Consider the following 23313-nt stretch of genomic DNA (forward strand, 5'->3'; position numbering starts at 1 on the left):
CGTAACCCACCACCTCGCGTCTGCAAACGACATCCTTCGCAGCCCCCTCACCCCGCATACGCCTTGTCCAGATCCGCAATCACGATCTTTCTCATCTGCATCATCGCCTGCATGACGCGGTTCGCCTTGCTGCGGTCGGGGTCGCCGAGGTAGCGGCCGAGCGCTGATGGGATCACCTGCCAGGACAGCCCGAACTTGTCCTTGAGCCAGCCGCAGCGGGATTCCTCGCCACCGTCGGCGGTGAGCCTGTCCCAGAAATAGTCGACTTCCGCCTGCGTCTCCACGCTGATGAAGAACGACACCGCCTCGTTGAACTTGTATTGCGGCCCGCCATTGAGCGCGTTGAAGCGCTGGCCTTCGAGCTCGAACACCGCCATGAAGTCGCTGACGGTCTCGACCCTGGCGTTGGGGAACACCGATTTGTAGAAGGCGACGGCCTCCGGCACGTTGTTGTCGAACCAGAGAAACGGCGTGATGGAGGTCATGAACGGATATCCTTTGCCTCGGGCGGGCGCGCGGCGGGCGCCGATGTTCCAAGGACGAGGCAGGGAGGGACGTTCCGCCATGGACGTGGAATTTTTCAACCCCGACAGCGCGCCAGCAAAAAACGAGATAGTCTGTCGGAATCCGCGCCGGTCGTTCGTCCTCTGGACGCAAAGTGCTGAACCGAATACCTCGCTGGCATCGTGATCTGTGAGGGGCGTGCTGCCGCGCCCCCGTCATTGCGAGGAGCCCTTGCGACGAAGCAATCCAGACTGTCTCCGCGGCGACAGTCTGGATTGCTTCGCTGCGCTCGCAATGACGACGAATGGAGACCCCAAATGCCTCCCACCATCACCGCCTTCGCAAACTCGCCCGACCGCGGCAAGGGCCAGGCGCGCGACATGCGGCTGCGCTGGGCGCTGGAGGAAGTCGGCCAGCCTTATGATGTCCGCCTGGTGTCGTTCGCGGCGCTGAAGGACCCGGCCCATCTCGCGCTACATCCGTTCGGGCAAATCCCGACCTTCGAGGACGATGACCTCGCCCTGTTCGAGTCCGGCGCGATCGTGCTCCATATCGCGGAGCGCCATGCCGGGCTGCTGCCGACGGAGCCGAACGCCCGCGCACGCGCGACCGCGTGGATGTTTGCCGCGCTGAGCACGCTGGAGCCGCCGATCGTCGAGCTCGGGATGGCCATGCTGTTCGAGCGCGACAAGAGCTGGTACGCGGAGCGGCTGACCATGCTCAGGGATCGCGTCCGTGTCAGGCTCGGCGATTTGTCCCGCCACCTCGGCGATGCCGACTGGCTCGACGGTGCGTTCAGCGCCGGCGATCTCATGATGGTGACAGTGCTGCGCCGGTTGAACGCGTCAGGCCTGCTGGACGAATATCCTGATATCGCCGCCTATGTCGCCCGCTGCGAAGCGCGGCCCGCGTTCATGCGCGCTTTCGACGCGCAATTGGCGATATTCACCGCTGCATCGAAGGGTTCGCAGGACCCTTAGCGCCCTAGAGATCGAAATTGGTCGGCAGCATCACCACGTCGCGAATGGTCATGCCACGCGGCCGCGTCAGCATGAACATCACGACCTCAGCCACGTCGCTGGCCTCCAGCAGGCTTCCGGAGTTCCTGGCTTCCTTCAGCTTCTCCGGCGGCCAGTCCGCCAGCAGGGCGCTGACGACGGGGCCGGGCGAAATCGAGCCGACGCGGATGCCGTGCTTGAAGACTTGGCGCCGCACCGTCTGCACGAAGCAGTTGACTGCCCATTTGGACGACGCGTAGACCGGCTCCCATGGCGTCGGAAAATGCGCCGCCAGCGAGCTCGTGACGATGATGTCGCCGGTCCCGCGCGCGATCATGTGCGGCAGCACGTCGTGCACGTTCTTCATCACGACGTTGACATTCAGGTTCAGCATCCGGTCGATCGCCATGGTATCGGCATCGACCAGATCGCCACCGACATATGTGCCGGCATTCGCATGCAGGATGTCGAGCTGCCCGGCCTGCTCCAGAACGCGCGGCAGCAGCGTTGCACAGTCCTTTGGGTCCAGCAGGTCGACCAGCAGCGGGATCACGGCATCGCCGTGCTTGCTGCAGAGCGCGTTGAGCGCGGCCTCGTCGCGATCGACCATCACCACGCGCGCGCCCGCGGCCAACATCGCCTCGGTGCTGGCCAATCCGATGCCCGACGCAGCCCCGGTCACGGCCGCAACCTTGCCTTCCAACTCTCTCGCCATAGGGTCACCATCGCTGACGTCACGGGAATGCGCAGTATAACAATCCCGGGTGGCGTTGTCGGGGCAAACCAGCAACGATGCCGATCGTTCGCCGAGGGCGGCGGCGCACAAGGCGCGAGACTGTTGCAAGGGCGTCACTGCGGCGATACGACTTCGGCTTGAGGAGCCGCCCATGCTGACCCTCTACTCCTATCCAGAGCTGTTCGGCGTCGCCGACAACAACGGCTACGGCCTCAAGGTCTATGCTTTCCTGAAGCTCGCGGGCGTACCGTTCGTGCATGAGCACGTGTTCGATGCCTCCGCCGCACCGCGCGGGCAGCTGCCCTATATCGTGGACGACGGCGAGACGATCGGCGACAGCGAGACCATCATCGCGCACGCGACCGCGAAATACCGCCTGACCATCGATGCAGCGCTAACTGCCGAGCAAAGGCGGACCAACCACTTCGTCACGCGCATGCTCGACGACCTCTATTGGGTGATGTCGTATTCACGCTGGAAGGACGAGCGCTATTATCCCGCGTTCCGCGACGCCTTCATCGCCCAGCACAAGCAGATCGACGCGGCAGGATTCGAGAAGGCGAAAGCGTATAATGCGCAGCGCTACCATTTCCAGGGCATCGGCCGCTACACGCCCGAGCAGGCCTATGCGCGGGGGCTTGCCGATCTGCAGGTGCTGGCGGAGATCGTGCCGGCGGCCGGCTTCGTGCACGGCGCGGCGCCAACAAGCGTCGATGCCGGCATCTACGGCTTCATCGCCAACATCTACTACTTTCCAATCCCTACGCCGCTGAAGGCCTTCGTCGATGCACATGAAAACCTCGTCGCCCATTGCGAGAGGGTGCATGCGATGGTGACGGGAACGTAGTTGTAGGGTGGACAAAGCGGAATCGTGCCCACCGTGTCTGCAAGGCGATCACATGCCTCATCCATAGGAGGCTGCGAAGAGGTCGTGTCGAAAGATCAGTGCGGGCGGAAGGCGCCCTTCTCGATTGCGCGTAGCCTTGATCTACGGTACCTTGAAGCTGTTTCAGCGCAATATTTGGAGACCTTCGATGTTAATGAGAGCTTTGATCGTTCTTATGCTCAACTTCGTGATGGTGTCAGCGAGCATGGCCGACCCGACGACTGATACCAGCACCAGTACGAGCACAGACACCAGCACATCGACCTCGACATCGAGCCCTGCGACTCGCAGGTAGGTCGTCGTCATTTTCGTATCTGGCCGCGTTGGCATGGCCGAGCGCCACCTCCGCCCAGTCAGGCGGAGACGCGCTGCTCCGGTGATGCACTACTGTACGCCCTGCATCTTCGGCAGACCAACCCACACGCACGAAGGCGCCCTGCGGAACATAAGGCTTCGTGTCGGACAATTCTTGTCGGATATTAGGAGTTGAAGACCGGTATCGTCGAGCTTCGTCACGATCGTTCCGTCACATATTCCAACGTGCGTTCGCTTTCCAACGGCGAAGATCGTCTCTCCCTCGTTAGCGCTCTCCAACCAGCGATCCGGCGTCGGTCGCGTCCAATTGCTGACATGAGTGTTTCCGGGATCCGTCGCACGGTAGTTGAAAGCCGAGACGCGAGTCGCATCTGCTTCCGCATATTGGGCGGCTGCATCGGGGCATTTCGAACTCCATTCGGGGACCACCGGCGTCGAATTCGGTGAGCCAAATACGATAGCTGCCGACGCGACGCCCCCACAGATGAGTGCCAGAAATACAAAAGAAAGAAAAAAAAGCAGGTCCCGTCGCGCCTTGATGCGCAGTTGCTCCAGAACAATTTCCGCCTGTCGTTCCACCGGCAAACCGGCAATGTTAACCCGAAAGAATTCGGCAAGTGTTGCGATCGCTTCCACGCGCTCTGATGGCGGAGCACTCTTGACGACCGCAGCCTTGGTTCGCGACCACTCCCGATAGCCGTAAAAGACAGCCGCTACAACGAAGGCGACCAGACTGAAACCTCCGCCAATATATTGCGTGAGCTGCCAAGCACTCATGGTCCTTCCCCCTCGCCCCAACCTCAACCCAAAATAGCAGCATTTGGGCCGGTATTGACAAGGGGGCCTCAGACCGCCCAGGCGAATTATCAGCTGGATCACAACTCGCTGGCGGGCTAGCGCGAAGTGCAATCCGTTGGGCGTAACTCACTACTTCTGATACCGCGGATACGAAAGAGGTTGCTTAGTCCCCGCGACCGGGCTTCGCAAAGCCGCAAGGTCTGCCCACCTCACGCGCCCGCCCCTACCGCATCGTGATCGCGAGCCCGCTGAGATCCGCATTCGCCATCAGACCGACTTGCGTGCCGGACAGCTCGAGCACGGCACCCTTCTGGTTGGTCAGCACGATCGCACGGGCGCCGCGGCCCACTGCGATGCCGGCACCGGCGGCGCCGTAGACGCCGGCGATGTCGGAGGGCCGGTTGATGTTGGAGACGCGGCCGCGCAGCACGGTCTTGGAGCCGCCGAAGACGAGGCCGTAGTCGAGCCCGCCGGTCGATAGCGAATAGGCGCGACCCCGGAAGTTCAGCACGCCCGAGCCGCCGGAGCCGCCGATGATCCAGCCCGCCTTGTAGATCGTCAGCACCACGGTGCCGCCGTCGGCCAGCGCCGAGGTCGAGAGGCCGGCAAGCGCGGCAATGCCGACCAGCGCGGCGCGAAGGGTGGATGCGAATTTCATGGAGGTCTCCGGGGGCTATTTTTTGAAGGCAGGGTTCGAATATAGATCGAATCAGATGCAGCGAATGTATCCGATGGATCGCGGCGGCAACATGATAGGGCGGGCGTGAGTCGTGGTCTGTAGCACCACACTCAACTGTCATCGCCCGGTTTAACCGGGCGATCCAGTATTCCAGAGAGGGCGATGGTGAACCGAGAAGCCGCAGCGTACCGGATGCCCCGTCGAGCCGGGGCATGACGGCGGAGTTTGGCGCGACAAGACGCTCACCCGCCATCATGCCATTCTGCCCCTGTTTTGTCCGACGCAGCAACGATTATTTTGCTTTTCCCGAAGTCGAAAAGAAAGCGCAATGATTCCCGCCGGATGCCTACTGTGCATGGGGTTGTTTTCGCGTTTTTTGTTGGAGGCGCCCCGACCTGCCGTTACGCTTGCGCTTCCAGCCGTCCATCCGAGGTGATCCATGCCGATCCAGCATTTCGCACCCCCGCCGCACGTCAAGGCACCGCCGCTGTCCTTTGCCACGCGCGCCGGCGATCTCCTGTTCGTCTCCGGCATTCCCGGCTTCGACGCGACCGGCGCGCTGCCCGACGGCTTCGAGGCGCAGTTCGCCAACGTCGCCGTCAACATCAAGCGCGTGCTGGCGGAGGCCGGCGCCGAGATCCGCGATCTCGTCAAGGTCAACGTCTTGCTGACCCGCGCCTCGGACGTCGCCGCCATGAACGCGCTCTATGCCGGCACCTTCGGCCCGCCGCCCTACCCCGCCCGCACCACCTGCGTGGTCCACGCGCTGCCCGATCCGAAGATGCTGATCGAGATCGAGGCGGTGGCGTCGCTGGCCAAGGGCTAGACGTGTGCTCGTCAGGCGATAGTCAAGCGATAAGGATCGTTCGAACAGCCGACCAACGGCTGACATATCCGTGAACGGTCGCCGCCCCGCTTGCCAGCCGCACCATTTTGCCGCACCAGTTTCCGTGTCACGTTCCCATCAGGAGATATTCATGCGTCGCGTTCTCGCCCTCTGTGCCGTTGCCGGCATCGCCACCTCCGTGTTCGCCGTGCCGGCCTCCGCGGCGGTCGGCTATTACGTGATCCGCTGGGACAACACCGGCATCTGCCAGGTCTGGAACGAGGACCTGAAGTACAAGCCGTTCCAGTGGGGCGTGTCGACCTACAAGGTCGTCAGCAAGCCGCTCCCGACCTTCACGGCCGCCTCGGAGCTCCAGATCAAGCTGCGCGGGGAGCGCCGCTGCACGCTCTAGGCGTGCGGCGACAGACCGGATTTCAAGGGGCGGATCGCGCAAGCGGTCCGTCCTTTTCGTTTTGGACGCGCCATTGGTTTTTCGACCGACATCGCGTTTTTCCGCGCGCCCGCTTTGAACCTGGCACGTTGGCGGACCTACTCACATCTTGTCCGGGCGCCCCCCAGCGTCCCGCGCCAACCAGCATCCTTGCCCGCTTGTTTTTGCCCGCTTGTTTTTTCACCTCGCGGCTTTGGAGCCAATCGATGCGCGCACCGACGACAGCGACGGTTCTGGCCGCATCGCTGCTGCTCGCCGCAACGGCGAACGCACAGGCCCCGCAATCCTTCCGCGTGATCTCGCCGGTCTTCGGCCAGCTTGTCAGCTTCGCGATGCCGTCGAATTTTTCCGCGGTGTTCGAAAACACCAAGGGCGGCCACTACATCCGCGAGGCCGTGCTGAAGGGTGAGACGCCCGAGCGCTGGACCGAGATGATCACCGTAACAGGCGAGAAGGGCATGACGACCACTCCCGGTTCATCGCCGGAGAAGTTCGCGGGCTCGATCGCAGGCGGTTTCAAATCCGCCTGCCCCGACAGCTTTGCGGCAAGGTCGCTTGGCGCCACCGCGTTCGGCCGCTTCGAAGGTTTCGTCGCCGTGATCGGCTGCGGCCGCGTCGACAGCGGCCCGACCCGGCACAGCGAGACCGCGCTGCTGGTTACGCTGAAGGGCACGACCGACTACTACACGATCCAGTGGGCCGAGCGCGGCCCCGAAAGCGACGAGCCGCCGGTGAATGACGACCGCTGGCAGGCGCGTTTGCGCGCGCTCAGCCCGATCGAGCTCTGCCCGATCGTATCGGGCGAAGCCGCGCCCTATCCAAGCTGCGTGAACAAGAGCTGAGCCCTCACGCGTCCTTGTGGGCGCGGGGATGGATCAGGAGATCGCGCGCGGCGGCGAGATCGATGAACGCTTCCGCGCTGCCGCCCCGGTCGGGGTGCATGCCCTTGGCGGCGCGGCGATAGGCCTGGTTGATGTCCTCGCAGGTAAGCTGCACCGCGAGCGGCAGGCCGAGCACCTTGCGGGCGCGATCCTCGCTGGACAATTTTTTCGGCGCAGCATTGCGGCGCCCGAAGCGCGGCGCGGTCAGATCATGGACGACATCGAGCACCACGCCAAGACGACGCCGGGCCGCCAGCGTGACGCTGTGATCGTCATTGTCCACGGCCTGGCGCAGCACCGGAAGTGCCTGCTCGGCAGCCTGGCGCAGCATGGTGTCGGTGCTCATCCGCGCGATCTCGGCCACGAGCCGGCCGGCCTCGGCCCAATCGGCGCCGTCCACCGACCGCAGGCGTTCCAGTGCGAGTTTCCAGGATTCAAGCCGTTCCATCATGCGCGCAACGTTTAGCAATCAGGATCAGTATGCCAAGGCCGCCGTTTCCGACCCCTTAATTTCGAGTTAGCCTTTCATGAAACATCGAAACGAAATCGGGAGGAAATTGTCATGGCGTTGCTCGCGAACCACATCGCAATCGTCACGGGCGCCGGATCCGGCATCGGCCGGGCCATCGCGTCCGGCTACGCCCGCGAGGGCGCGCAGGTGGTGTTGCTCGACGTCAACGCCGACACGGTCGCGGAAGCCGCCGAGGAGATCCGCAAGTCCGGCGGCAAGGCCGAGAGCTTTGCGCTCGACGTGACCAAGCGCGACGATTGCTTTGCGCTCGCCAAGCAGGTCGCCGACAAGGTCGGGCAGGTCTCGATTCTCGTCAACAATGCCGGCATCACCCGCCGCAACGCCTTCACCGCGGAGCCGGAGACGGTGGCGAAGGACTGGAACGACATCATCTCGCTCAACCTCAACGGCGTCTTCAACATGACGCAGGCGTTCCTCAGCCCCTTGCGCGCAGCCAAGGGCCGCATCGTCAATATCGGCTCGATCCAGTCCTTCGTGCATCTGCGCACGCCGAGCTCGGCGGCCTACACCACCTCGAAACACGGCGTGCTCGGCTTCACCAAGGCGCTCGCGGTCGAGCTCGGCAAGGACGGCGTGCGCGTCAATGCGATCGGGCCGGGCTTCATCGAGACCAATATCAACGCCAATGTCCGCGCGACGAATCCAGCGCTGGTGCAGGCCTTCGTCGATCACACCCCGCTGGCGCGCACCGGCAAGCCCGAAGACATCGTGGGTCCCGCGATCTTCCTTGCGTCGGACATGTCGTCCTACGTCACGGGAACGATCGTGATGGTGGACGGCGGATACCGCACGGTGTGAGCGGGATGATGCCTGCTTTGTAATGCGGTGTATGCCCGCAGGAATATGCAATCCGTGCCAATCGCGGCGGTGCGGCGGCATTCCCAAGGTCAATTCGTGCGATCGCCCGCGGTTAACCTTTCGTTAACCAAACCCGCCCACCGTAGATCTACGGCTTGGGGGTCGTTTGTTCTCGATCCGCTTCCAAAGACGGAAGCGGGCGTTGATCGGGGAGTGTGTCGATGACCACTGTTCATGTCGCTGCGTCCGAACCGGGCGCATATTTCCTTTCACCGAACCAGATCGTTCCGCTGCTGATCGGCGCGACCGTCGACGAGGTCGAGCGCGAGCTCGTGCTCCAGACGCTCGCACGCTGCGACGGCAATCGCACGCGCGCATCGCGCGTGCTCGGCCTCTCGGTGCGCACGCTGCGCAACAAGATCAGGCTCTACGCCGCCTCCGGCATCGAGGTGCCGGCCTACCACGACTAGCGTGCGACGTGCGGTCGATTGGTGTTGATCGAGCCGGCGCGCTGTCCGGGCGGAATTGCCGCTGTCGTCAAACGCCGCTAATTAGCTTGCTTCCGGTCAAGGGAGCAGCGGCGTGGCAGACGAACCAAAACGGCAGGGACCTCAGGGACCGCGCGGACGGCAGGGCGAACCGGGGCGGCCGGGACCGCAGGGTCATCCAGGCAAGCGCGGGCCGGATGGCGCGCGTGGCAAGCCGGGTCCGCAGGGCAAGCCGGGTCCGATCGGGAAGGCTGGACCGCTGGGCAAGCCCGGTCCGCAAGGCAAGCAGGGCGAAGCCGGACCGCGCGGGGCGGCCGGTGCACAAGGACCTGTCGGACCGCAAGGACCGGCGGGGCCGCAAGGCCCGCGCGGCGAGCCCGGTCCGCCCGGCCCATTGCCGTCGATCGAGCAGGTGCTGCCGTGGCTCGATCAGCTGTTCGACGCCTGGGACGAGCGCCGCCGCCAGCGCGAGCGTGAAGCCGCCGAGCGCGAGGCGCTGGAAGCAGCCGTGCAGGAAACCGACGACGCGCCCTTCGGTGACGAGGACGACGGCAGCGAAGGCGATCACAGGAAAAAGAAGAAAAAGAAGAAGCACGGCCACAAGGACTGACAGACGAATCTATTTCGTCCCATTCTCCCGTCGCGGCAGCATGCCCATGCGCTCGAACTGCCAGCGCATGGCGCGGTACCAGAGATAGCCGACCGCTGCGCCGCACAAGGCCAGGATCACAACGTTCGCGCTCGAGAACGAGCCGCTCCACCACGTCATCCACGCGGTCCACAGCAGCGTGAAGACGATGGCACCTGCTTTCAGCGGAAGAAGAGGGCGGGTCATGGTGGTGCTCCGGCGTGTCAAAAGCCCGGCGAACATCATCGCACGTTGAGGCCGCTTCCACCGTGAGCCAGGTCACGGAACAGACGTTCGAGCCGCCTAACCGAAACGCAGCCGCGAACGTTCCTTGGCCTTTTCCGCTTCGACCTTACGATCGCGCGCCGGAGCATGGGTATGCAGCGACGTCAGGAGCTTTCGCGCAGCCTCCGAGACCTCCGCCACCGCACGGTCGAAGGCCGCCTCGTTGGCCTGCGACGGTCTGTTGAAGCCGGACAGCTTTCGAACGAACTGGAGCGCGCTGGCGTGTATCTCATCCTCCGTCGCCTCCGGCTCGAAGTTAAACAGCGTCTTGATGTTGCGGCACATGCAGTCTCTCCTGACCTTTCCCCCAAGGACGACCGGCGAAAACGAAATCCTACATCCTTCCGGACAGTTCTGCTAAGTTCCGCCGCAACGCGGCCGCCGACCAGAGCCGCACGGGGGAAATAGACATGAAAGCTTCTTGCGCGCCGCTGTCAGCCATTCTGTTGTCCGTCTCTTTGTCGGCCATCTCGACGTCCGCATGGGCGGCCGACTATCCGGCGCCGAAACAGGGCGACTGGGTCGCCAGGGATTTCAAGTTCCACACCGGCGAGACCATGCCGGAGCTGAAGCTGCACTACACCACGGTGGGTGAGCCGGGCGGCGAGCCGGTCCTTGTGCTGCACGGCACCGGCGGCTCGGGCGCGAGCATGCTGTCACCCGCCTTTGCCGGCGAGCTGTTCGGCGCGGGGCAGCCACTGGATGCCTCCAAATATTACATCATCATCCCCGACAATATCGGTCATGGCAAATCGTCAAAACCGTCCGACGGGATGAAGACGAGCTTCCCGAAATACGATTACGACGACATGGTCGAGGCCCAGTATCGCCTGGTGACGGAAGGGCTCGGAGTCAAGCACCTGCGGCTGGTCATCGGCAATTCGATGGGCGGCATGCACACCTGGCTGTGGGGCGAGAAATATCCGAAGGCGATGGACGCGCTGATCCCGATGGCCTCGCAGCCGACCGAGATGGCGTCGCGCAACTGGATGCTGCGGCGGATCATGCTCGACACCATCCGCAGCGATCCCGACTACAATGCCGGCAATTACACCGGCCAGCCGCGCATGATGAAATACGCCATCACCGCCTACGGCATCGCGAGCATCGGTGGAACGCTGGCCTATCAATCGCAGGCGCCGACGGCGGCGAAGGCCGATAAGATCGTCGACGAGCGGCTGGCCATGCCGATCACGGCAGATGCCAACGACTTCGTCTACCAGTGGGAGTCTTCGCATGACTACAATGCCGGCGAGAAGCTAGAGGCCATCGAAGCATCGCTGCTGCTGATCAATTCCGCCGATGACGAGCGCAACCCGCCGGAGACCGGCATCACGGACGCTGCGATGACGCGGGTCAAGAACGGCAAACTGTATCTCATCCCGGCCAGCACCGAGACGCGCGGCCACGGCACCACCGGGAACGCAAAATTCTACAGCGAGCAGGTCCGGCAGTTTCTGCAAGCCGCGCCGCAGCAAACGATCGAATCTGCGCGCCGCTGATTTTGCATCGCATCAACGGCCATCTAGCCCGCATATTATTTGAGCATGCATTACGCCGGCTGCTCGGGCTTAATTGCGTCGATGTCCGAATCGACGCGCGGGACAATCGCGCGCCAATGGCACGACACGCGATGAGGAGGATCGCATGCACAGGCTCGTACTGTGCGTTTGGCTGGCGGCGCTGACGGGCGCCGCGTTCGCGTTCGACAACGGGCAATATGATCACGTCCCGCCCGACATCCGCGCCTGGTTCAAGAGCGTGATCGCACCGAACGGCGTGCCTTGCTGCGACGTTTCCGACGGCCATCGCACCGAGTACGACGTGCGCAGCGGCGCCTATTGGGTGCCGATCGAGGGACAATGGATGGAGGTGCCCGAGCGCGCCATCATCCGCGACCGCGGCAATCCGGTCGGCCAGGCCGTGGTGTGGTACGTCCGTCACCGCGGCGCCATCATCATCAGTTGCTTCGTGCCGGCCGATGCGGTGTAGCGCGCGATAGCGCCTCGGCGTCGCGCGTGCTAGTTCGGCCGATGGCTCCTGCGAACGACCGAACGCGCGCGGTCATGCGCTTTGTGCTGGCAGCGTTCTACATCGCGGCTGGCATCGCGCATCTGCGGGTCCCCGACAAGCTGCTTGCGATGACGCCGGCCTGGGTTCCTTTTGCAACACAGCTGATCCTCATCACTGGCGTGTGCGAGATCGCAGGCGCAATTGCGCTGGTGACGAAGCCGCTGCGCTGGTGGGCGGGCGTTGCGCTCGCGCTCTATGCGCTTTGCGTATGGCCGGCCAACATCAAGCATGCCCTGGAGGGCATCGACCTTCCACCCATCCCCACCAGCTGGCTCTATCACGGGCCGCGGCTGGCGCTGCAGCCGGTGCTGATCTGGTGGGCTTTGTACTGCGCTGGCGTGATCGACTGGCCGCGGCGGCGTGACAAGGGGGATAGCGATCGCGCTGGGAGATGATATTCTCAGACATTCCACCAGGGAGACCTTCGTGACTGATCTTTGCGCCGAAGACCTCGCCACCATCTATGCCCAGCCGAGCCCGCGCGTGATCGCGAAAGCGCGCCCCGCGATCGATGCGCACGCGAAGAAATTCATCGAGATGTCGCCGTTCTGCGTGCTCGCGACGTCGGGAGCCGACGGCAGCGTCGATGCCTCACCACGCGGCGGCGGCGTTGGCTTCGTCCACGTCGCCGGCCCCAACCAGCTGCTGATGCCTGATCGCTCCGGCAACAACCGGATCGACAGTTTTCGGAATGTGGTGGAGGGCTCGGGCTTCGTGCATCTGCTGTTCTTCGTCCCCGGCATCGACGAGACGCTGCGCGTCGGCGGCCGCGGTACGCTGTCGGCCGATCCGGACCTGCTCGCCTCGATGGTGGAGTTCGGCAAGTCGCCGCGCGCGGTGCTGAACATCGCCGTCAGCGAAGTCTATTTCCACTGCGGCAAGGCACTGATGCGCTCGAAGCTGTGGTCATCCGAGAAGGTGCCGCGCTCGGTAATGCCGAGCATCGTCGAGGTGGTCCACGAGCAGACCGGCCTTGGTGAGCCGCAGAGTCAGGAGATCGTGGAAGAGCTCTACAAGACGCAGTTGTAGCTGGCGTCCTGGACTGTCGTCCCGGCCTGGCGCGCAATTGCGCATCAGACCGGCACGGAGTTTGTGGCAGCGATAACACGCCGAACTAGTGCCCGTCGCCCTCGAGCCCACCAACGTGCTTCTGGGTATAGAGCTCGAGGCCGATGCGGCCGATCAGGTCGAGCTGGGTCTCGAGGAAGTCAATGTGGTGCTCCTCGTCGCTCATCAGCTTCTCGAACAGGTCGCGTGTGACGTAGTCCTTGACGCTGTGGCAGTAGGTCGCCGCTTCCTGGTAGAGCGCCCGCGCGCTCATCTCGGCGGCGAGATCGCACTCGATGATCTCCTTGACGTTCTGGCCGATACGCAAGGGATCGAGCACCTGCATGTTCGGGAAGCCGTCGAAGAACAGGATCCGCTCGGTGAGCTTGTCGGCGTGCTCCATCTCCTCGATGGACTCCTTGCGCCACACCTTGGACATGTCCCGCAGGCCCCAATTGTCGAGGAAGCGGTAGTGCAGCCAATACTGGTTGATCGCAGTCAGCTCGTGACGCAGTGCCTTGTTGAGATAATCGATAACTTTTGCGTCGCCCTGCATGGTTCACTCCAGCTCTTGCAGTCCAAATCGGCCGTAAACCGAATTTAGAACGCTTCTAAATGAGTTTGAAGACTGGAGCAATCGGCTACGGGGACGCAGCCGGGGAAAAGCTCAGTCAGGGTTGCGGAAGATTTCAGCAGGCCGCGAGGGCGAACTCGGCCAGCTGGGCCGTCTCGTCATTGGCGGCCACACTGTGATTGTGCGGACAGCCGGAGCAGCAGGACGAGGCACAGGGGCCGAGCGCTTCATCGATAATGGTCTTGATCGTCCGGGCGCAGCGGCCGCATTCGGCGCTACAGCCGAGACATCCATAGACCTGCTTGGCATGGCGCACGGCGTCGTCGGACTCGGCGACGGCGGCGCGGATGTCGTCATCGCTCAGCACGTTACAGGAACAAACGATCATGGAAGCGGCAGGCCCTTTTGGTGATGCGCCATCATCGATATTTAAGGGGCCGGCCGGATGCAAAAGGAAAAAGCGGAATTTGAAGCTATTCCAAACTAGCCCGGAAACAGCCTAGAACGGCTCTAAAATAGGGCCTTGCGCTGGATCAAGATTGCGGCGGATCTAGTCGCCCCCGCCGCCTCCACCATCGCCGCCGCCCCCGCAATCCCCGCCACTGCTGCCGCTGTCGCTGCTGGAACAGCTGCCGCCGTCGGTCGCGCTGCCGGAACTGTCGCTGGAGAACCAGCTCCCCAATGAGAAGCCGTCGCTCGTGCCCGCGGAGGTGTCGCCACCGCTATTGCCGCTGGCCCCGGCGCGGGAGCGCCGCTGGCCGCGGTTCTGGAGATGGGTGATCCAGCCGTAGCCGATCGCGGAGACGATCCCGGCAGCGATCAGTGCATTTATCATCGCGTTGCCCATCATCGCCTTCCCCTGGCTGAGCTGCGGTCCATGTTAATTGGTCGCCCCCGGCAAAGGTGCCGTTCATTGATCATTCAAAGGAAATATGGAACTTTACCCCCAAAAGAGTTCCCGTGTGTTTGCTCGAAAGGTCAGTCAATGAAGAAGTCGCTCCTGGCAATCGCTGCCGTCGCCGCTATGGCCCTTAGCGCCGTTACACCAGCCCAGGCGCAACGCGGCGTCGCCGCGGGCGTGGCGGCCGGGATCATCGGCGGTGCCATTGTCGGTGGGGCGCTGGCCTCTCCGTACTATTACGGACCGGGCCCCGGCCCCGGCTACGCATATGGTCCGGGATATGGCCCCGGCTACTATCCGCCGCGCTACTACGCGCCGGGCCCGGGCTACGTCGCCGACGACTATTACGGCAACGGCTGCGTTTGGCAGAAGCAGCGTTTCTGGGACGGTTACGCCTGGCGCGTCCGCCGCGCGAGAGTCTGTGGCTGAAGTCGCCGCAAGCCGGTTGATTCCAGCTGCGCCGTTCATCCAGGGGCCTGAAAAAGACCGCTTTTTCTCGTCACAGCTCCGTGCGCGTTTACCGCGGATTGACCATTTGCGCGCTTCCTAGCTGCAAGGCCAATTCCATCAGAGTCTGCGTGAACCTTTGAACCCCGGACGCTCCTAACAAGGAGCATCCATCTCTCAGGAGAGCCAAGAGTATGAAGAAGACTTTAGTTGCCGCCCTTACGGTTGCGACGATCGCCGGTTCGCTGGTGACCGCCACGCCGTCCGCCCAGGCCCATGACGGCGTCGGCGTCGGCATCGCAGCCGGCCTGATCGGCGGCGCGATCGTCGGCGGCGCCATCGCATCGAGCCGTCCCGCCTATGGTGGACCGGTTTATGTGGCCGAGCCCGGCCCGCCGCCGCCGCCCTGCTACTGGCAGCGCCAGCGCTACTGGGATGGCTACGGCTGGACCGTCCGCCCGGTTCGCGTTTGCTACTGATCTGATCGCACGGCGCTCATGAGCGCCGCGATCGAAGCCCGGCCGAGCACCTCGGCCGGGCTTTTTTCTTTTAGCCAGCCCTGCGCGCCTATCGCGTCGCCTGGATCGAGCGCAGCACCTCTTCGCTCGGCCAGCAATCGACCTTGAGGCCTGCGGACTTCTGGTAGGCGCCGAGCGCAGCGCGCGTCTGCATGCCGGCCTTGCCGTCGATCTTGTCCTTGTAGAGCCCGACGCGCGTGAGCCCGCGCTGCATCGCCTCGACATCCCTGGTTCGCAATTGCTTCGAGGCAGACCACGGCGTCGCGAACGGTTGCGGGCTCGTCATGCGGTCGGCGAGATGGCCGACGAACAGCACATAGAGATCGGAGAAATTGTATTCCTTGATGACAAAGTAGTTCTTCGTGGTCAGGAAGGACGGGCCGTAGATCCCTTCCGGTTGCAGCAGCGAGGCCGGCTGCGCCTGCTCGGCGGCAGTGAGCTTTTGTCCACGCACCGGCACAAAGCCTTCGCGCAGCCACTGTCCGATCGGCTTCGTCACCTCGGGCACGCCAGCGGTGCAATCGACCTTGGCCGGTGCCTGCACCTCGTAAGCCCAGCGCACGCCGCTCTGCCAGCCCTTGTTGACGAGCTGCTGCGCGGCGGAAGCCAGCGCATCGGGCACCGAATGCCAGATGTCGATGCGGCCGTCGCGGTCGAAATCGACGCCGTGCTTGTAATATTCGGACGGCAGGAATTGCGTGAGCCCGGTCGCGCCGGCCCAGGACGAGCGCATGTCCTTGCGTGTCACCACGCCGTCACCGAGAATTTTCAGCGAGAGGATGAACTCGTTGCGATAGGTGTCCTTGCGGCGGCCGACATAGGCCTGCGTCGCCAGCACACGGACGAGATCGTAGGGCAGTGTGTAGCGGCCATAGTCGGTCTCGCGGCCCCAGATCGCCAGCATGACGGTGGCCGGCACGCCGGAGCTCTTCTCGATCTCGGTCAGGGCCTGACGATATTTCTGCAGCAGCCGCTGCCCCTCGCCCGCAAGCCGCGCGATCGAGGCTTCCCTGACATAGTCGGCCGGCACCTGCACGAACTCGGCCTGTGACGGCGCCCCGGTCGCGGGCCGCCCCGGCAGGATCAGATCCGGCAGCTTGTAGTCAGGCTCGAGGCCGCGCGTCTCTCGCTCGAACGTCGCGCGCGACACACCGGCAGCTTCCGCCTCCGGCCACAGCGAGGCGATGAACTGCGTGAAGGCGGCGTCGGCAGCGCGGGCGGGCGACAGGCCGCAGGTGACGGCGATCACCGCAGCTATGAGCACCCGCCGCATCATGCTGGGATCACCGCGTCAGCTTCTTGTACTTCACGCGGTGCGGGATGATGCTGTCCTGGCCGAGCCGGCGCATCTTGTCCTTCTCGTAGTCCTGGAAGTTGCCCTCGAACCATTCGACATGGCTGTCGCCTTCGAAGGCCAGGATGTGGGTCGCGATGCGATCGAGGAACCAGCGATCATGGCTGATGATGACGGCGCAGCCGGCGAAATCCTCTAGCGCCTCTTCGAGCGCACGCAGCGTGTCGACGTCGAGGTCGTTGGTCGGCTCGTCGAGCAGCAGAACGTTGGCGCCGGATTTCAGCATTTTTGCAAGGTGCACGCGGTTGCGTTCACCGCCGGAGAGCGCGCCGACTTTCTTCTGCTGGTCGGCGCCCTTGAAGTTGAACGACGAACAATAGCCGCGTGAATTGACTTCCCTCTTGCCGAGCAGGATCAGCTCGTTGCCGCCGGAGATCTCCTCCCACACGTTCTTGCTGCCATCGAGCGCGTCGCGCGACTGGTCGACGTAACCGAGATGAACGCTCTCGCCGACCGTGATGGTGCCCTTGTCCGGCTGTTCCTGCTTGGTGATCATCCTGAACAGCGTGGTCTTGCCGGCGCCGTTGGCGCCGATCACGCCGACGATACCGCCGGGCGGCAGCTTGAAAGTGAGATCGTCGATCAGCATGCGATCGCCGAAACCTTTGCTGAGCCCTTCGAAGTCGACCACGTTCTGCCCTAGGCGCTCGGCCACCGGAATCGTGATCTGCGCGGTCTGGGTCTGCTTTTCGCTCGCCTGCTTCAGCAGCTCGTCATAGCGCTGATAACGCGCCTTGGACTTGGCCTGGCGGGCTTTCGGCGAGGACGCGATCCATTCCTGCTCGCGGGCCAGCGTCTTCTGATGCGCAGCGTCCTCGCGGCCCTCCTGCTCGAGCCGCTTCTGCTTCTGCTGCAGCCAGGACGAGTAATTGCCCTCGTAGGGAATGCCCTTGCCGCGATCGAGTTCGAGAATCCAGCTCGTGACGTTGTCGAGGAAGTAGCGGTCATGGGTGACGATCAGGATCGCGCCGGGATAGTTGCGCAGATGACCTTCCAGCCACGACACCGATTCCGCGTCGAGATGGTTGGTCGGTTCGTCCAGCAGCAACAACTCAGGTTGGTCGAGCAGCAGCTTGCACAGCGCGACACGGCGGCGCTCACCGCCGGAGAGTTTCGACACGTCGGCATCGTCGGGCGGACAACGCAGCGCGTCCATGGCCTGGTCGACCTTGCTGTCGAGATCCCAGAGGCCTTGGGCCTCGATCTCGTCCTGCAGCTTGGTCATCTCGTCGGCGGTCTCCTCGGAGTAGTTCATCGCCAGCTCGTTGTAGCGATCGAGGATAGCCTTCTGCTTCGCAACGCCCAGCATGACGTTCTCGCGCACGCTCAATGCCGGATCAAGATGCGGCTCCTGCTCGAGATAGCCGACGCGGGCGCCCTGGGCGACCCAGGCCTCGCCGTTATATTCCTTGTCGAGGCCGGCCATGATCTTGAGCAGCGTCGACTTGCCCGAGCCGTTGACACCGAGCACGCCGATCTTGGCGTCCGGGTAGAAGCTCAGATGGATGTTATCGAGCACCTTCCGGGTCGGGTAGCTCTTGGTCAGGCCCTGCATGAAATAGATGAACTGGCGCGCCATCGGTCCCGAAAACCTTCGATTTGAGGAAATTTGCTTGCCGCCGATGTAGCGATCCCGCCCCCAAAGGGCAATGTTTTCCCTCCGTTCACCACGGATGAATACGGGACGGACACCATCCCGCCGCCGATCCGGACAATTGAAACCATCTTTTAATAAATCAGGCCAAAGCTCGTTTTCGCGCGGAAACAGCGCCACCCGCTCAGAATGAACGGGAGCATAGCGAGACAGCGTCATGGCCATGATCGAGACCCATTCCCTTCCCGTTCCGGCGGAAGCCGGCAGCGCCTCCGCATTTGCCTCGGAGATCAAGGGCTTCTGGAAGCGCTTCTTTGCCACCGCTTTCAATCCCTACCGGCCCGAACTGCATTACATGCGCGGCCCCGGCCCCGCCTGGCGCGCCAAGCACGGCATGAATGCGCCGTTCCGGCTCAAGCCCCGCGACCTCTGAGTCTTTATCAGCTGTCGGATTTTTGAAGACGCGAACGGCTTGCGCACGGTCCTGATTGCGCGCAACCATGGCCTGGTTCCACCTCTCGCCATGGAAGAACGCTGATGACGCGGCTGCGCTGTGCAATTCTCGACGACTATTTCAACCTCGCCCTCGACGTCGCCGATTGGCAAAGCCTGTCCGACCGGATCGACGTCACCGTGTTCAGCCATCCCTTCGCCTCCGAGCAGGCTGCGGCGAGCGCACTGGCCGATTTCGAGATCGTCTGCGCGATGCGCGAGCGCACCGCGTTCCCGAAGAGCCTGTTCGAGAGCCTGCCGAAGCTGAAGCTGCTGCTGACATCAGGCATGCGCAACGCCTCGATCGACATGGAGGCCGCCAAGGCGCGGGGCGTCACGATCGGCGGCACGCAATATTCGCGCGATCCGACCGCGCCCCTGACCATGGGCCTGATCCTGGAACTGACCCGCGGCATCGGCCGCGAGAACGCGCGCATGCATGCGGGCGAGCCTTGGCAGGCCTTTGCCGGCGTCGAGATCGAGGGACTGACGCTCGGCGTCGTCGGGCTCGGCAAGCTCGGCAGCAAGATGGCTGAAATCGCGAAGGCGTTCGGCATGAACGTGATCGCCTGGAGCCCGAACCTGACCCCGGAGAAGTGCAAGGACGCCGGCGTCGGCTACGCCACCAAGGAGGAGCTGTTCGCCAAGGCCGATATCGTCAGCATCCATGTGGTGCTGAGCGAGCGCTCGCGCGGGCTGGTCGGGGCTGCCGATCTCGCGCGGATGAAGCCGACGGCCTTCCTCGTCAACACGGCGCGCGGCCCGATCGTGGACGAGCTGGCGCTGCTCGAGGCGTTGCAGCAGAAGAGGATTGCAGGCGCCGGCATCGACGTATTCTCGGTCGAGCCGCTGCCGACGGACCATCCCTTCCGCAAGCTCGACAATCTCGTGCTGACGCCGCATCTCGGCTACGCCACCGAGGACGGCTTGCGCATCCATTACGGCCAGATGGTCGAGGCGATCGACGCCTTCACCAAGGGCAGCGAGCTGCCGCGGAAGCTGGCCTGAAGCCTCAGGCCGCCGAGCGGTGGCTGGTGGGCTGCCGTGCCGCGTCGGCAAAACCGTCGCGCCAGGAGGCATGCGCCGGCAGCCAGCCGAGCTCGCGCTTGGCCTTGCCGTTGGAGGCTCCGCGCACCTCCGTCATCATCGCAACCATATGCTCGCCCGCAAGCAGGCGCCCGAGCCAGGCGGGAATGTGACGCGGCGGCTTGGCACCGAGCAATTCGGCCAGCGCGGGCAACCAGTCCTTCACCTGCGCCGGATGATCGTCGACGATATTGTAGATGCTGCCGGCGCGTCCGCGTTCAAGCGCGGCGAGCGCGGCAGAGGCGGCATCTTCGGTGTGAATGAACGACCACGTGCCGCCGCCATCGCCGATCACCGGCACACGCCGGTGGCGCAGCTGGTCGATCATCGCCGGCGAGAGCGTGCCGGTACCGGGTCCATAGAAGAATCCAGAGCGCAGCACGATGCCCTCCGGCGTCGTCGAAGCGGTGACGCTTCGCTCCAGATACCGGATTGCCTCAAGCGTGCGTCGCAGCTCTCGCGGCGGATGCGGGTCGAGCTCATCGGTCTCGGTCTTCACCGTTCCTCCGGCGCGACTGAAGGTCCAGCCGCAGAAGCTTTGCGCGATGAAGCGCCTGGCGCCGGCCTCGCGCGCGGCGTTGAGCAGAATGTCGGTTCCGCGGGTGCGAAGCTCGTTGGTTCGCTTGAAAGCCCGATCGAAATGGCGGAGGTCCGTGGCGGCCGCGAGATCTGTCATCTGGTGAATGACGGCGTCGGGCTTTGCCGCAATTACTGCAGCGCGCATGCTGTCGGCATCGAGGCCGTCGGCGACGACCGGCTCCGCACCCAATCGCCGCACAAAGTCTGTTTTTGCCGCACTCCGTGTCGTGCCGATCACCGAATGACCCGCGGCGACCAGCGCCGGAACAAGATACTGACCGACCGCGCCGGTCGCGCCCGCAACAAAAATGCGCATCCTGTGCTCCTCAATTCGTTGCAATCCTCCCGGACGTAATCGAGGTGCGCAGCGGTTCAAGCAAGGCATGCGCACACGCAAGCGAGACATGCGCGCATGCGTCAAATGATGACGGCGCGTGACCGAAGGCCACACGCCGTAACCAGATCAATTCTTGTGAGGCCGGTTCAGCGCACGGTGACCGGAGCGGGCAGCGGCGGCACCACTGTCGGCTGGGTGCCTCCGACCGGGCCGGCCTGTGCGGCCATCGGAGCGGGGCCGGCAGCGCCGGGCACCGGCGCGGCGGATGCGGTCGCAGTTCCCGGCGGCGGACCACCCGGCATCACGACCACGCGGGTGCCGACCTTGACACGATCGAACAGGTCGGAGACGTCCTCGTTCAGCATGCCGATGCAGCCGGAGGACACGAATTTGCCGATGGTCGAGGGCTGGTTGGTGCCGTGGATGCGGTAGACGGTCGAGCCGAGATACATCGCGCGGGCGCCGAGCGGATTGCCGGGACCGCCGGCCATGAAGCGCGGCAGATAGGGCTGGCGCTCGATCATTTCCGTCGGTGGATGCCAATCCGGCCACTCGGCCTTGCGAGTGATCTTCTGCACGCCGGTCCAGGTGAAGCCGTCGCGGCCGACGCGGACGCCGTAGCGGATCGCACGGCCGTTGCCGAGCACGTAATAAAGGTAGGTATTCGGGGTATCGACGATGAGCGTTCCGGCCGGCTCCTTGGTTGCCAGCGAGACCTCCTGACGGCGCAGGTTCTGCGGCAGCTGCGCCGGAGCAGCGTCAGGCTGCTCCTCGGGCGGGAGCGAGGCGATCGCCATCGGCCGGCCGTCGGCACCCACGGGCGGCTGCCCGGCCTGGACCGTTCCGGTCGCGCCGGAACCACCGACGGCCTCGGGCGGACGCAGGCCGTCACTGCCGGGCGCCTGAGCCGGACGATCGGCGTAGATCACCGCGGGCGGGCCGCCAGGGCGGCCGTAGCGCGGATCGTCGGGCGACGTCACGGGCCCCTGCGGCGGCGCGGCCGAGTAGACGGGGGCGCCGGCGGGGCGGCCATAACGGGGATCATCGGGCGACATCACCGGACCCTGCGGCGGCGCGGCGGAATACACCGGGGGAGCGCTGGGCGGACGGCCGTAGCGCGGATCCGGGCCGGGCGGCGGCAGCACTGCCTGCGGCATCGAATCGTCTTCATCGTCCATAGCGTCGAAATTCGGCGCGCGGTCGCCGGGCCGATATTCGGCCGGCGCGCCATAGCTCGGCGCCTGCTGGACCGGATAGCTCTGGGCCTGTGCGAGCGAGGTTCCCGCCGCAGCGACTGTTGCGGCAGCGCATATCGTCAGAAAATGTTTGATCATCATCGCTCTTGTATAGTCCCCGGGCCCCGTCCGGACCGTTAACGGCCAGATGACGGAAGATAGCGGCACATTCAAGACATTACAGGCGGATTTGTGCCTGATTTGCCGATTTGTGATCCGCAAGACTACCGTTGCCTGCTTGCATCACGGGGCGAAAATCGGCCCACGCCCGAGATCGCCGGAGTCGCCGGCTCCGTTTTTTACGGAACGGCGCGGAATCGTTGCGGTATGTTCGAATCAGCCTGATTCGCCTCCGCTTTGAGCTTCGATCCCCGCGTGGCGAACGCGGCAGCAGTACCGTCACCGCGTTCAGATGGCTCATGGGCCCTGGCCACTTCGCCGCCGGGGCGGAAATTCGCAATCCCTCGATGCTTCCCGGCTTTCGCTTCCTGTTTGCCGCGATCCTGCTGTCAGCCTCCATCCTGGTATTCGGCCTGGGCGCCGCCGCGCTGCTGCGGGCGAGCCACGAGCAGTATGTCAGCAACCCCTCCTGGCGGAATGGTCCGCAGGAGCAGGTGTTTGCACAAGCTCCCGAACCGGCCCAGCCGGTGCTCGCGGTCCTGCGCGCCGAGCCGGAAGCAGCCACCGATCCGACGCCGTCGCTGCGCGATCAAGTCCCGACCATCGCACTGCCGATGAGCGAGCCTGAACCTGTCGTCGCGCTGACGACCGAGACCGACGGTCAGCCGCAGGTCGTTGCAGCTTCGGCTGACCTCCCGGCCGAACCGGCCAATGCGGAGACCAAGGCCGAGACGACGACGGACGCCGCCGCGCCCGCCTCGAGCAACACGCTTACTCCGGCCGACGCCAGCGCATCCATCGCCGAGGCCAAGCCGGTTTCGATCGCTCTCACGAGCAAACCAGCACCTGCCGCCCCCAGCGGAGCCTCGGCTTCGTCCACGTTCGACATGGCGAGCGCGAAGTTCGCAGCATTGAACGACCTGGCGACCACGGCCTGGAAGGATCCGCCGGCGAAGGCCAAGGCCGACTCTAAGGCCGACAGCAATTCGCCAGAGAGCAAGGCGACCAAGCCGCGGGCGCATCGCGTGAAGAAGCGCCGCCGCATTGTCCGGCGTCCGCCGCCGCCGGTTCAGCAACTCGATCCGTTCGGACAACCGCAACCCACGCTCGCCGCAACGACGACCCGAGCGCGTTGACCCCTCTTCACCTCG

32 protein-coding genes are annotated in these 23313 nt (G+C 64.2%); 17 read left to right on the forward strand and 15 right to left on the reverse strand.

The window, feature by feature from the left end:
* Nucleotides 1-47: 47 nt before the first annotated feature.
* Nucleotides 48-485: a VOC family protein gene (locus BRA1417_RS0134375; RefSeq protein WP_027519686.1), complete on the reverse strand. Its 438-nt coding sequence runs from the start codon at nucleotides 483-485 to the stop codon at nucleotides 48-50.
* A 336-nt stretch (nucleotides 486-821) separates the two neighbouring features.
* Between BRA1417_RS0134375 and BRA1417_RS0134380 the strand changes: the two genes are divergently transcribed.
* Nucleotides 822-1484, forward strand: a complete 663-nt coding sequence (locus BRA1417_RS0134380; RefSeq protein WP_027519687.1) for a glutathione S-transferase family protein — start codon at nucleotides 822-824, stop codon at nucleotides 1482-1484.
* A gap of 4 nt (nucleotides 1485-1488) precedes the next feature.
* On the opposite strand, the gene BRA1417_RS0134385 is transcribed toward BRA1417_RS0134380, so the two are convergent.
* On the reverse strand, nucleotides 1489-2217 hold the full coding sequence (locus tag BRA1417_RS0134385) for an SDR family oxidoreductase (RefSeq protein ID WP_027519688.1): 729 nt from the start codon (nucleotides 2215-2217) through the stop codon (nucleotides 1489-1491).
* A gap of 172 nt (nucleotides 2218-2389) precedes the next feature.
* Here BRA1417_RS0134385 and BRA1417_RS0134390 point away from each other — a divergent pair, with 172 nt between their 5' ends.
* Nucleotides 2390-3085: a glutathione S-transferase family protein gene (locus tag BRA1417_RS0134390; RefSeq protein ID WP_027519689.1), complete on the forward strand. Its 696-nt coding sequence runs from the start codon at nucleotides 2390-2392 to the stop codon at nucleotides 3083-3085.
* A 162-nt stretch (nucleotides 3086-3247) separates the two neighbouring features.
* Here the strand turns inward: BRA1417_RS0134390 and BRA1417_RS0134395 are convergent, their stop codons facing one another.
* The 3 genes from BRA1417_RS0134395 to BRA1417_RS0134405 all read right to left on the reverse strand — a co-directional run bounded on the left by BRA1417_RS0134395 (nucleotide 3248) and on the right by BRA1417_RS0134405 (nucleotide 4895).
* Entirely contained in the window at nucleotides 3248-3430 is a 183-nt protein-coding gene (locus BRA1417_RS0134395; protein WP_027519690.1) for a hypothetical protein, read from the reverse strand.
* A gap of 78 nt (nucleotides 3431-3508) precedes the next feature.
* Complete coding sequence (locus tag BRA1417_RS0134400) at nucleotides 3509-4216, reverse strand: hypothetical protein (RefSeq protein WP_027519691.1); 708 nt, start codon at nucleotides 4214-4216, stop codon at nucleotides 3509-3511.
* 244 nt (nucleotides 4217-4460) lie between these two features.
* Nucleotides 4461-4895 carry a hypothetical protein gene (locus BRA1417_RS0134405; RefSeq protein WP_027519692.1) on the reverse strand — a complete coding sequence of 145 codons (435 nt, stop codon included), beginning with the start codon at nucleotides 4893-4895 and terminating at the stop codon, nucleotides 4461-4463.
* A gap of 460 nt (nucleotides 4896-5355) precedes the next feature.
* On the opposite strand from BRA1417_RS0134405, the gene BRA1417_RS0134415 reads away from it, so the two are divergent.
* The 3 genes from BRA1417_RS0134415 to BRA1417_RS0134425 all read left to right on the forward strand — a co-directional run bounded on the left by BRA1417_RS0134415 (nucleotide 5356) and on the right by BRA1417_RS0134425 (nucleotide 7035).
* Nucleotides 5356-5742: a RidA family protein gene (locus BRA1417_RS0134415; protein ID WP_027519693.1), complete on the forward strand. Its 387-nt coding sequence runs from the start codon at nucleotides 5356-5358 to the stop codon at nucleotides 5740-5742.
* 151 nt (nucleotides 5743-5893) lie between these two features.
* Nucleotides 5894-6154: a hypothetical protein gene (locus BRA1417_RS45135; RefSeq protein ID WP_007600739.1), complete on the forward strand. Its 261-nt coding sequence runs from the start codon at nucleotides 5894-5896 to the stop codon at nucleotides 6152-6154.
* A gap of 245 nt (nucleotides 6155-6399) precedes the next feature.
* Nucleotides 6400-7035 carry a hypothetical protein gene (locus BRA1417_RS0134425; RefSeq protein ID WP_027519694.1) on the forward strand — a complete coding sequence of 212 codons (636 nt, stop codon included), beginning with the start codon at nucleotides 6400-6402 and terminating at the stop codon, nucleotides 7033-7035.
* 4 nt (nucleotides 7036-7039) lie between these two features.
* Here BRA1417_RS0134425 and BRA1417_RS0134430 read toward each other — a convergent pair whose 3' ends face one another.
* A complete protein-coding gene (locus BRA1417_RS0134430; RefSeq protein ID WP_027519695.1) occupies nucleotides 7040-7525 on the reverse strand; it encodes a molecular chaperone DnaJ in 486 nt (161 codons plus the stop codon).
* A 111-nt stretch (nucleotides 7526-7636) separates the two neighbouring features.
* Here BRA1417_RS0134430 and BRA1417_RS0134435 point away from each other — a divergent pair, with 111 nt between their 5' ends.
* From BRA1417_RS0134435 to BRA1417_RS0134445, 3 genes are all read left to right on the forward strand, one after another.
* Nucleotides 7637-8404, forward strand: a complete 768-nt coding sequence (locus BRA1417_RS0134435) for an SDR family NAD(P)-dependent oxidoreductase (RefSeq protein WP_027519696.1) — start codon at nucleotides 7637-7639, stop codon at nucleotides 8402-8404.
* 221 nt (nucleotides 8405-8625) lie between these two features.
* The gene (locus BRA1417_RS0134440) at nucleotides 8626-8874 is read left to right on the forward strand and encodes a helix-turn-helix domain-containing protein (RefSeq protein WP_027519697.1); all 249 of its coding nucleotides are present in this window, start codon (nucleotides 8626-8628) and stop codon (nucleotides 8872-8874) included.
* A 112-nt stretch (nucleotides 8875-8986) separates the two neighbouring features.
* A complete protein-coding gene (locus BRA1417_RS0134445) occupies nucleotides 8987-9502 on the forward strand; it encodes a collagen-like protein (RefSeq protein ID WP_027519698.1) in 516 nt (171 codons plus the stop codon).
* 9 nt (nucleotides 9503-9511) lie between these two features.
* Here the strand turns inward: BRA1417_RS0134445 and BRA1417_RS0134450 are convergent, their stop codons facing one another.
* Both BRA1417_RS0134450 and BRA1417_RS0134455 read right to left on the reverse strand, forming a co-directional pair.
* Nucleotides 9512-9727 (reverse strand): hypothetical protein, encoded by a 216-nt coding sequence (locus tag BRA1417_RS0134450; RefSeq protein WP_027519699.1) that lies wholly within the window; start codon nucleotides 9725-9727, stop codon nucleotides 9512-9514.
* 96 nt (nucleotides 9728-9823) lie between these two features.
* On the reverse strand, nucleotides 9824-10090 hold the full coding sequence (locus BRA1417_RS0134455) for a DUF2277 domain-containing protein (RefSeq protein ID WP_027519700.1): 267 nt from the start codon (nucleotides 10088-10090) through the stop codon (nucleotides 9824-9826).
* 125 nt (nucleotides 10091-10215) lie between these two features.
* Here BRA1417_RS0134455 and BRA1417_RS0134460 point away from each other — a divergent pair, with 125 nt between their 5' ends.
* The 4 genes from BRA1417_RS0134460 (at nucleotide 10216) to BRA1417_RS0134475 (ending at nucleotide 12907) form a co-directional block, all read left to right on the forward strand.
* A complete protein-coding gene (locus BRA1417_RS0134460; RefSeq protein ID WP_027519701.1) occupies nucleotides 10216-11307 on the forward strand; it encodes an alpha/beta fold hydrolase in 1092 nt (363 codons plus the stop codon).
* Nucleotides 11308-11452: 145 nt separating this feature from the next.
* Nucleotides 11453-11797: a hypothetical protein gene (locus BRA1417_RS0134465; RefSeq protein ID WP_027519702.1), complete on the forward strand. Its 345-nt coding sequence runs from the start codon at nucleotides 11453-11455 to the stop codon at nucleotides 11795-11797.
* A 41-nt stretch (nucleotides 11798-11838) separates the two neighbouring features.
* On the forward strand, nucleotides 11839-12273 hold the full coding sequence (locus tag BRA1417_RS0134470; protein ID WP_027519703.1) for a DoxX family protein: 435 nt from the start codon (nucleotides 11839-11841) through the stop codon (nucleotides 12271-12273).
* A 31-nt stretch (nucleotides 12274-12304) separates the two neighbouring features.
* Nucleotides 12305-12907: an MSMEG_1061 family FMN-dependent PPOX-type flavoprotein gene (locus BRA1417_RS0134475; protein ID WP_027519704.1), complete on the forward strand. Its 603-nt coding sequence runs from the start codon at nucleotides 12305-12307 to the stop codon at nucleotides 12905-12907.
* Nucleotides 12908-12992: 85 nt separating this feature from the next.
* Here the strand turns inward: BRA1417_RS0134475 and bfr are convergent, their stop codons facing one another.
* From bfr to BRA1417_RS0134490, 3 genes are all read right to left on the reverse strand, one after another.
* Nucleotides 12993-13481, reverse strand: coding sequence for a bacterioferritin (gene bfr / locus BRA1417_RS0134480; RefSeq protein ID WP_018454135.1), 489 nt, complete (start codon nucleotides 13479-13481; stop codon nucleotides 12993-12995).
* A 133-nt stretch (nucleotides 13482-13614) separates the two neighbouring features.
* Nucleotides 13615-13887 (reverse strand): bacterioferritin-associated ferredoxin, encoded by a 273-nt coding sequence (locus tag BRA1417_RS0134485; protein WP_027519705.1) that lies wholly within the window; start codon nucleotides 13885-13887, stop codon nucleotides 13615-13617.
* Between the two features lie 162 nt (nucleotides 13888-14049).
* Nucleotides 14050-14349, reverse strand: coding sequence for a hypothetical protein (locus BRA1417_RS0134490; RefSeq protein ID WP_027519706.1), 300 nt, complete (start codon nucleotides 14347-14349; stop codon nucleotides 14050-14052).
* A 135-nt stretch (nucleotides 14350-14484) separates the two neighbouring features.
* Here BRA1417_RS0134490 and BRA1417_RS0134495 point away from each other — a divergent pair, with 135 nt between their 5' ends.
* Nucleotides 14485-14829 (forward strand): hypothetical protein, encoded by a 345-nt coding sequence (locus BRA1417_RS0134495; protein ID WP_027519707.1) that lies wholly within the window; start codon nucleotides 14485-14487, stop codon nucleotides 14827-14829.
* A gap of 212 nt (nucleotides 14830-15041) precedes the next feature.
* The gene (locus BRA1417_RS0134500; protein ID WP_007613695.1) at nucleotides 15042-15326 is read left to right on the forward strand and encodes a hypothetical protein; all 285 of its coding nucleotides are present in this window, start codon (nucleotides 15042-15044) and stop codon (nucleotides 15324-15326) included.
* Nucleotides 15327-15414: 88 nt separating this feature from the next.
* On the opposite strand, the gene BRA1417_RS0134505 is transcribed toward BRA1417_RS0134500, so the two are convergent.
* A complete protein-coding gene (locus BRA1417_RS0134505; protein WP_027519708.1) occupies nucleotides 15415-16641 on the reverse strand; it encodes a lytic murein transglycosylase in 1227 nt (408 codons plus the stop codon).
* A gap of 7 nt (nucleotides 16642-16648) precedes the next feature.
* Entirely contained in the window at nucleotides 16649-18298 is a 1650-nt protein-coding gene (gene ettA / locus BRA1417_RS0134510; RefSeq protein WP_027519709.1) for an energy-dependent translational throttle protein EttA, read from the reverse strand.
* 232 nt (nucleotides 18299-18530) lie between these two features.
* Here ettA and BRA1417_RS0134515 point away from each other — a divergent pair, with 232 nt between their 5' ends.
* Both BRA1417_RS0134515 and BRA1417_RS0134520 read left to right on the forward strand, forming a co-directional pair.
* On the forward strand, nucleotides 18531-18746 hold the full coding sequence (locus BRA1417_RS0134515) for a hypothetical protein (RefSeq protein ID WP_027519710.1): 216 nt from the start codon (nucleotides 18531-18533) through the stop codon (nucleotides 18744-18746).
* 104 nt (nucleotides 18747-18850) lie between these two features.
* Nucleotides 18851-19813 carry a D-2-hydroxyacid dehydrogenase family protein gene (locus tag BRA1417_RS0134520; protein ID WP_027519711.1) on the forward strand — a complete coding sequence of 321 codons (963 nt, stop codon included), beginning with the start codon at nucleotides 18851-18853 and terminating at the stop codon, nucleotides 19811-19813.
* 4 nt (nucleotides 19814-19817) lie between these two features.
* Here the strand turns inward: BRA1417_RS0134520 and BRA1417_RS0134525 are convergent, their stop codons facing one another.
* Together BRA1417_RS0134525 and BRA1417_RS0134530 are read right to left on the reverse strand one after the other, a co-directional pair.
* The gene (locus BRA1417_RS0134525; RefSeq protein ID WP_027519712.1) at nucleotides 19818-20786 is read right to left on the reverse strand and encodes an NAD(P)-dependent oxidoreductase; all 969 of its coding nucleotides are present in this window, start codon (nucleotides 20784-20786) and stop codon (nucleotides 19818-19820) included.
* Nucleotides 20787-20953: 167 nt separating this feature from the next.
* Nucleotides 20954-22141: a L,D-transpeptidase gene (locus tag BRA1417_RS0134530; protein WP_027519713.1), complete on the reverse strand. Its 1188-nt coding sequence runs from the start codon at nucleotides 22139-22141 to the stop codon at nucleotides 20954-20956.
* A gap of 320 nt (nucleotides 22142-22461) precedes the next feature.
* Here BRA1417_RS0134530 and BRA1417_RS0134535 point away from each other — a divergent pair, with 320 nt between their 5' ends.
* On the forward strand, nucleotides 22462-23298 hold the full coding sequence (locus BRA1417_RS0134535; protein WP_027519714.1) for a hypothetical protein: 837 nt from the start codon (nucleotides 22462-22464) through the stop codon (nucleotides 23296-23298).
* The last annotated feature ends 15 nt before the right edge of the window (nucleotides 23299-23313 follow it).

The sequence above is a fragment of the Bradyrhizobium sp. WSM1417 genome (genome assembly GCF_000515415.1).
Lineage (GTDB): Bacteria > Pseudomonadota > Alphaproteobacteria > Rhizobiales > Xanthobacteraceae > Bradyrhizobium.

Coding starts and splice junctions, on each gene's coding strand:
- BRA1417_RS0134375 (WP_027519686.1), bottom strand. CDS start 485: ATGACCTCCATCACGCCGTTTCTCTGGTTCGACAACAACGTGCCGGAG.
- BRA1417_RS0134380 (WP_027519687.1), top strand. CDS start 822: ATGCCTCCCACCATCACCGCCTTCGCAAACTCGCCCGACCGCGGCAAG.
- BRA1417_RS0134385 (WP_027519688.1), bottom strand. CDS start 2,217: ATGGCGAGAGAGTTGGAAGGCAAGGTTGCGGCCGTGACCGGGGCTGCG.
- BRA1417_RS0134390 (WP_027519689.1), top strand. CDS start 2,390: ATGCTGACCCTCTACTCCTATCCAGAGCTGTTCGGCGTCGCCGACAAC.
- BRA1417_RS0134395 (WP_027519690.1), bottom strand. CDS start 3,430: ATGACGACGACCTACCTGCGAGTCGCAGGGCTCGATGTCGAGGTCGAT.
- BRA1417_RS0134400 (WP_027519691.1), bottom strand. CDS start 4,216: ATGAGTGCTTGGCAGCTCACGCAATATATTGGCGGAGGTTTCAGTCTG.
- BRA1417_RS0134405 (WP_027519692.1), bottom strand. CDS start 4,895: ATGAAATTCGCATCCACCCTTCGCGCCGCGCTGGTCGGCATTGCCGCG.
- BRA1417_RS0134415 (WP_027519693.1), top strand. CDS start 5,356: ATGCCGATCCAGCATTTCGCACCCCCGCCGCACGTCAAGGCACCGCCG.
- BRA1417_RS45135 (WP_007600739.1), top strand. CDS start 5,894: ATGCGTCGCGTTCTCGCCCTCTGTGCCGTTGCCGGCATCGCCACCTCC.
- BRA1417_RS0134425 (WP_027519694.1), top strand. CDS start 6,400: ATGCGCGCACCGACGACAGCGACGGTTCTGGCCGCATCGCTGCTGCTC.
- BRA1417_RS0134430 (WP_027519695.1), bottom strand. CDS start 7,525: ATGATGGAACGGCTTGAATCCTGGAAACTCGCACTGGAACGCCTGCGG.
- BRA1417_RS0134435 (WP_027519696.1), top strand. CDS start 7,637: ATGGCGTTGCTCGCGAACCACATCGCAATCGTCACGGGCGCCGGATCC.
- BRA1417_RS0134440 (WP_027519697.1), top strand. CDS start 8,626: ATGACCACTGTTCATGTCGCTGCGTCCGAACCGGGCGCATATTTCCTT.
- BRA1417_RS0134450 (WP_027519699.1), bottom strand. CDS start 9,727: ATGACCCGCCCTCTTCTTCCGCTGAAAGCAGGTGCCATCGTCTTCACG.
- BRA1417_RS0134455 (WP_027519700.1), bottom strand. CDS start 10,090: ATGTGCCGCAACATCAAGACGCTGTTTAACTTCGAGCCGGAGGCGACG.
- BRA1417_RS0134460 (WP_027519701.1), top strand. CDS start 10,216: ATGAAAGCTTCTTGCGCGCCGCTGTCAGCCATTCTGTTGTCCGTCTCT.
- BRA1417_RS0134465 (WP_027519702.1), top strand. CDS start 11,453: ATGCACAGGCTCGTACTGTGCGTTTGGCTGGCGGCGCTGACGGGCGCC.
- BRA1417_RS0134470 (WP_027519703.1), top strand. CDS start 11,839: ATGGCTCCTGCGAACGACCGAACGCGCGCGGTCATGCGCTTTGTGCTG.
- bfr (WP_018454135.1), bottom strand. CDS start 13,481: ATGCAGGGCGACGCAAAAGTTATCGATTATCTCAACAAGGCACTGCGT.
- BRA1417_RS0134485 (WP_027519705.1), bottom strand. CDS start 13,887: ATGATCGTTTGTTCCTGTAACGTGCTGAGCGATGACGACATCCGCGCC.
- BRA1417_RS0134490 (WP_027519706.1), bottom strand. CDS start 14,349: ATGATGGGCAACGCGATGATAAATGCACTGATCGCTGCCGGGATCGTC.
- BRA1417_RS0134495 (WP_027519707.1), top strand. CDS start 14,485: ATGAAGAAGTCGCTCCTGGCAATCGCTGCCGTCGCCGCTATGGCCCTT.
- BRA1417_RS0134500 (WP_007613695.1), top strand. CDS start 15,042: ATGAAGAAGACTTTAGTTGCCGCCCTTACGGTTGCGACGATCGCCGGT.
- BRA1417_RS0134505 (WP_027519708.1), bottom strand. CDS start 16,641: ATGATGCGGCGGGTGCTCATAGCTGCGGTGATCGCCGTCACCTGCGGC.
- ettA (WP_027519709.1), bottom strand. CDS start 18,298: ATGGCGCGCCAGTTCATCTATTTCATGCAGGGCCTGACCAAGAGCTAC.
- BRA1417_RS0134515 (WP_027519710.1), top strand. CDS start 18,531: ATGGCCATGATCGAGACCCATTCCCTTCCCGTTCCGGCGGAAGCCGGC.
- BRA1417_RS0134520 (WP_027519711.1), top strand. CDS start 18,851: ATGACGCGGCTGCGCTGTGCAATTCTCGACGACTATTTCAACCTCGCC.
- BRA1417_RS0134525 (WP_027519712.1), bottom strand. CDS start 20,786: ATGCGCATTTTTGTTGCGGGCGCGACCGGCGCGGTCGGTCAGTATCTT.
- BRA1417_RS0134530 (WP_027519713.1), bottom strand. CDS start 22,141: ATGATCAAACATTTTCTGACGATATGCGCTGCCGCAACAGTCGCTGCG.
- BRA1417_RS0134535 (WP_027519714.1), top strand. CDS start 22,462: ATGGGCCCTGGCCACTTCGCCGCCGGGGCGGAAATTCGCAATCCCTCG.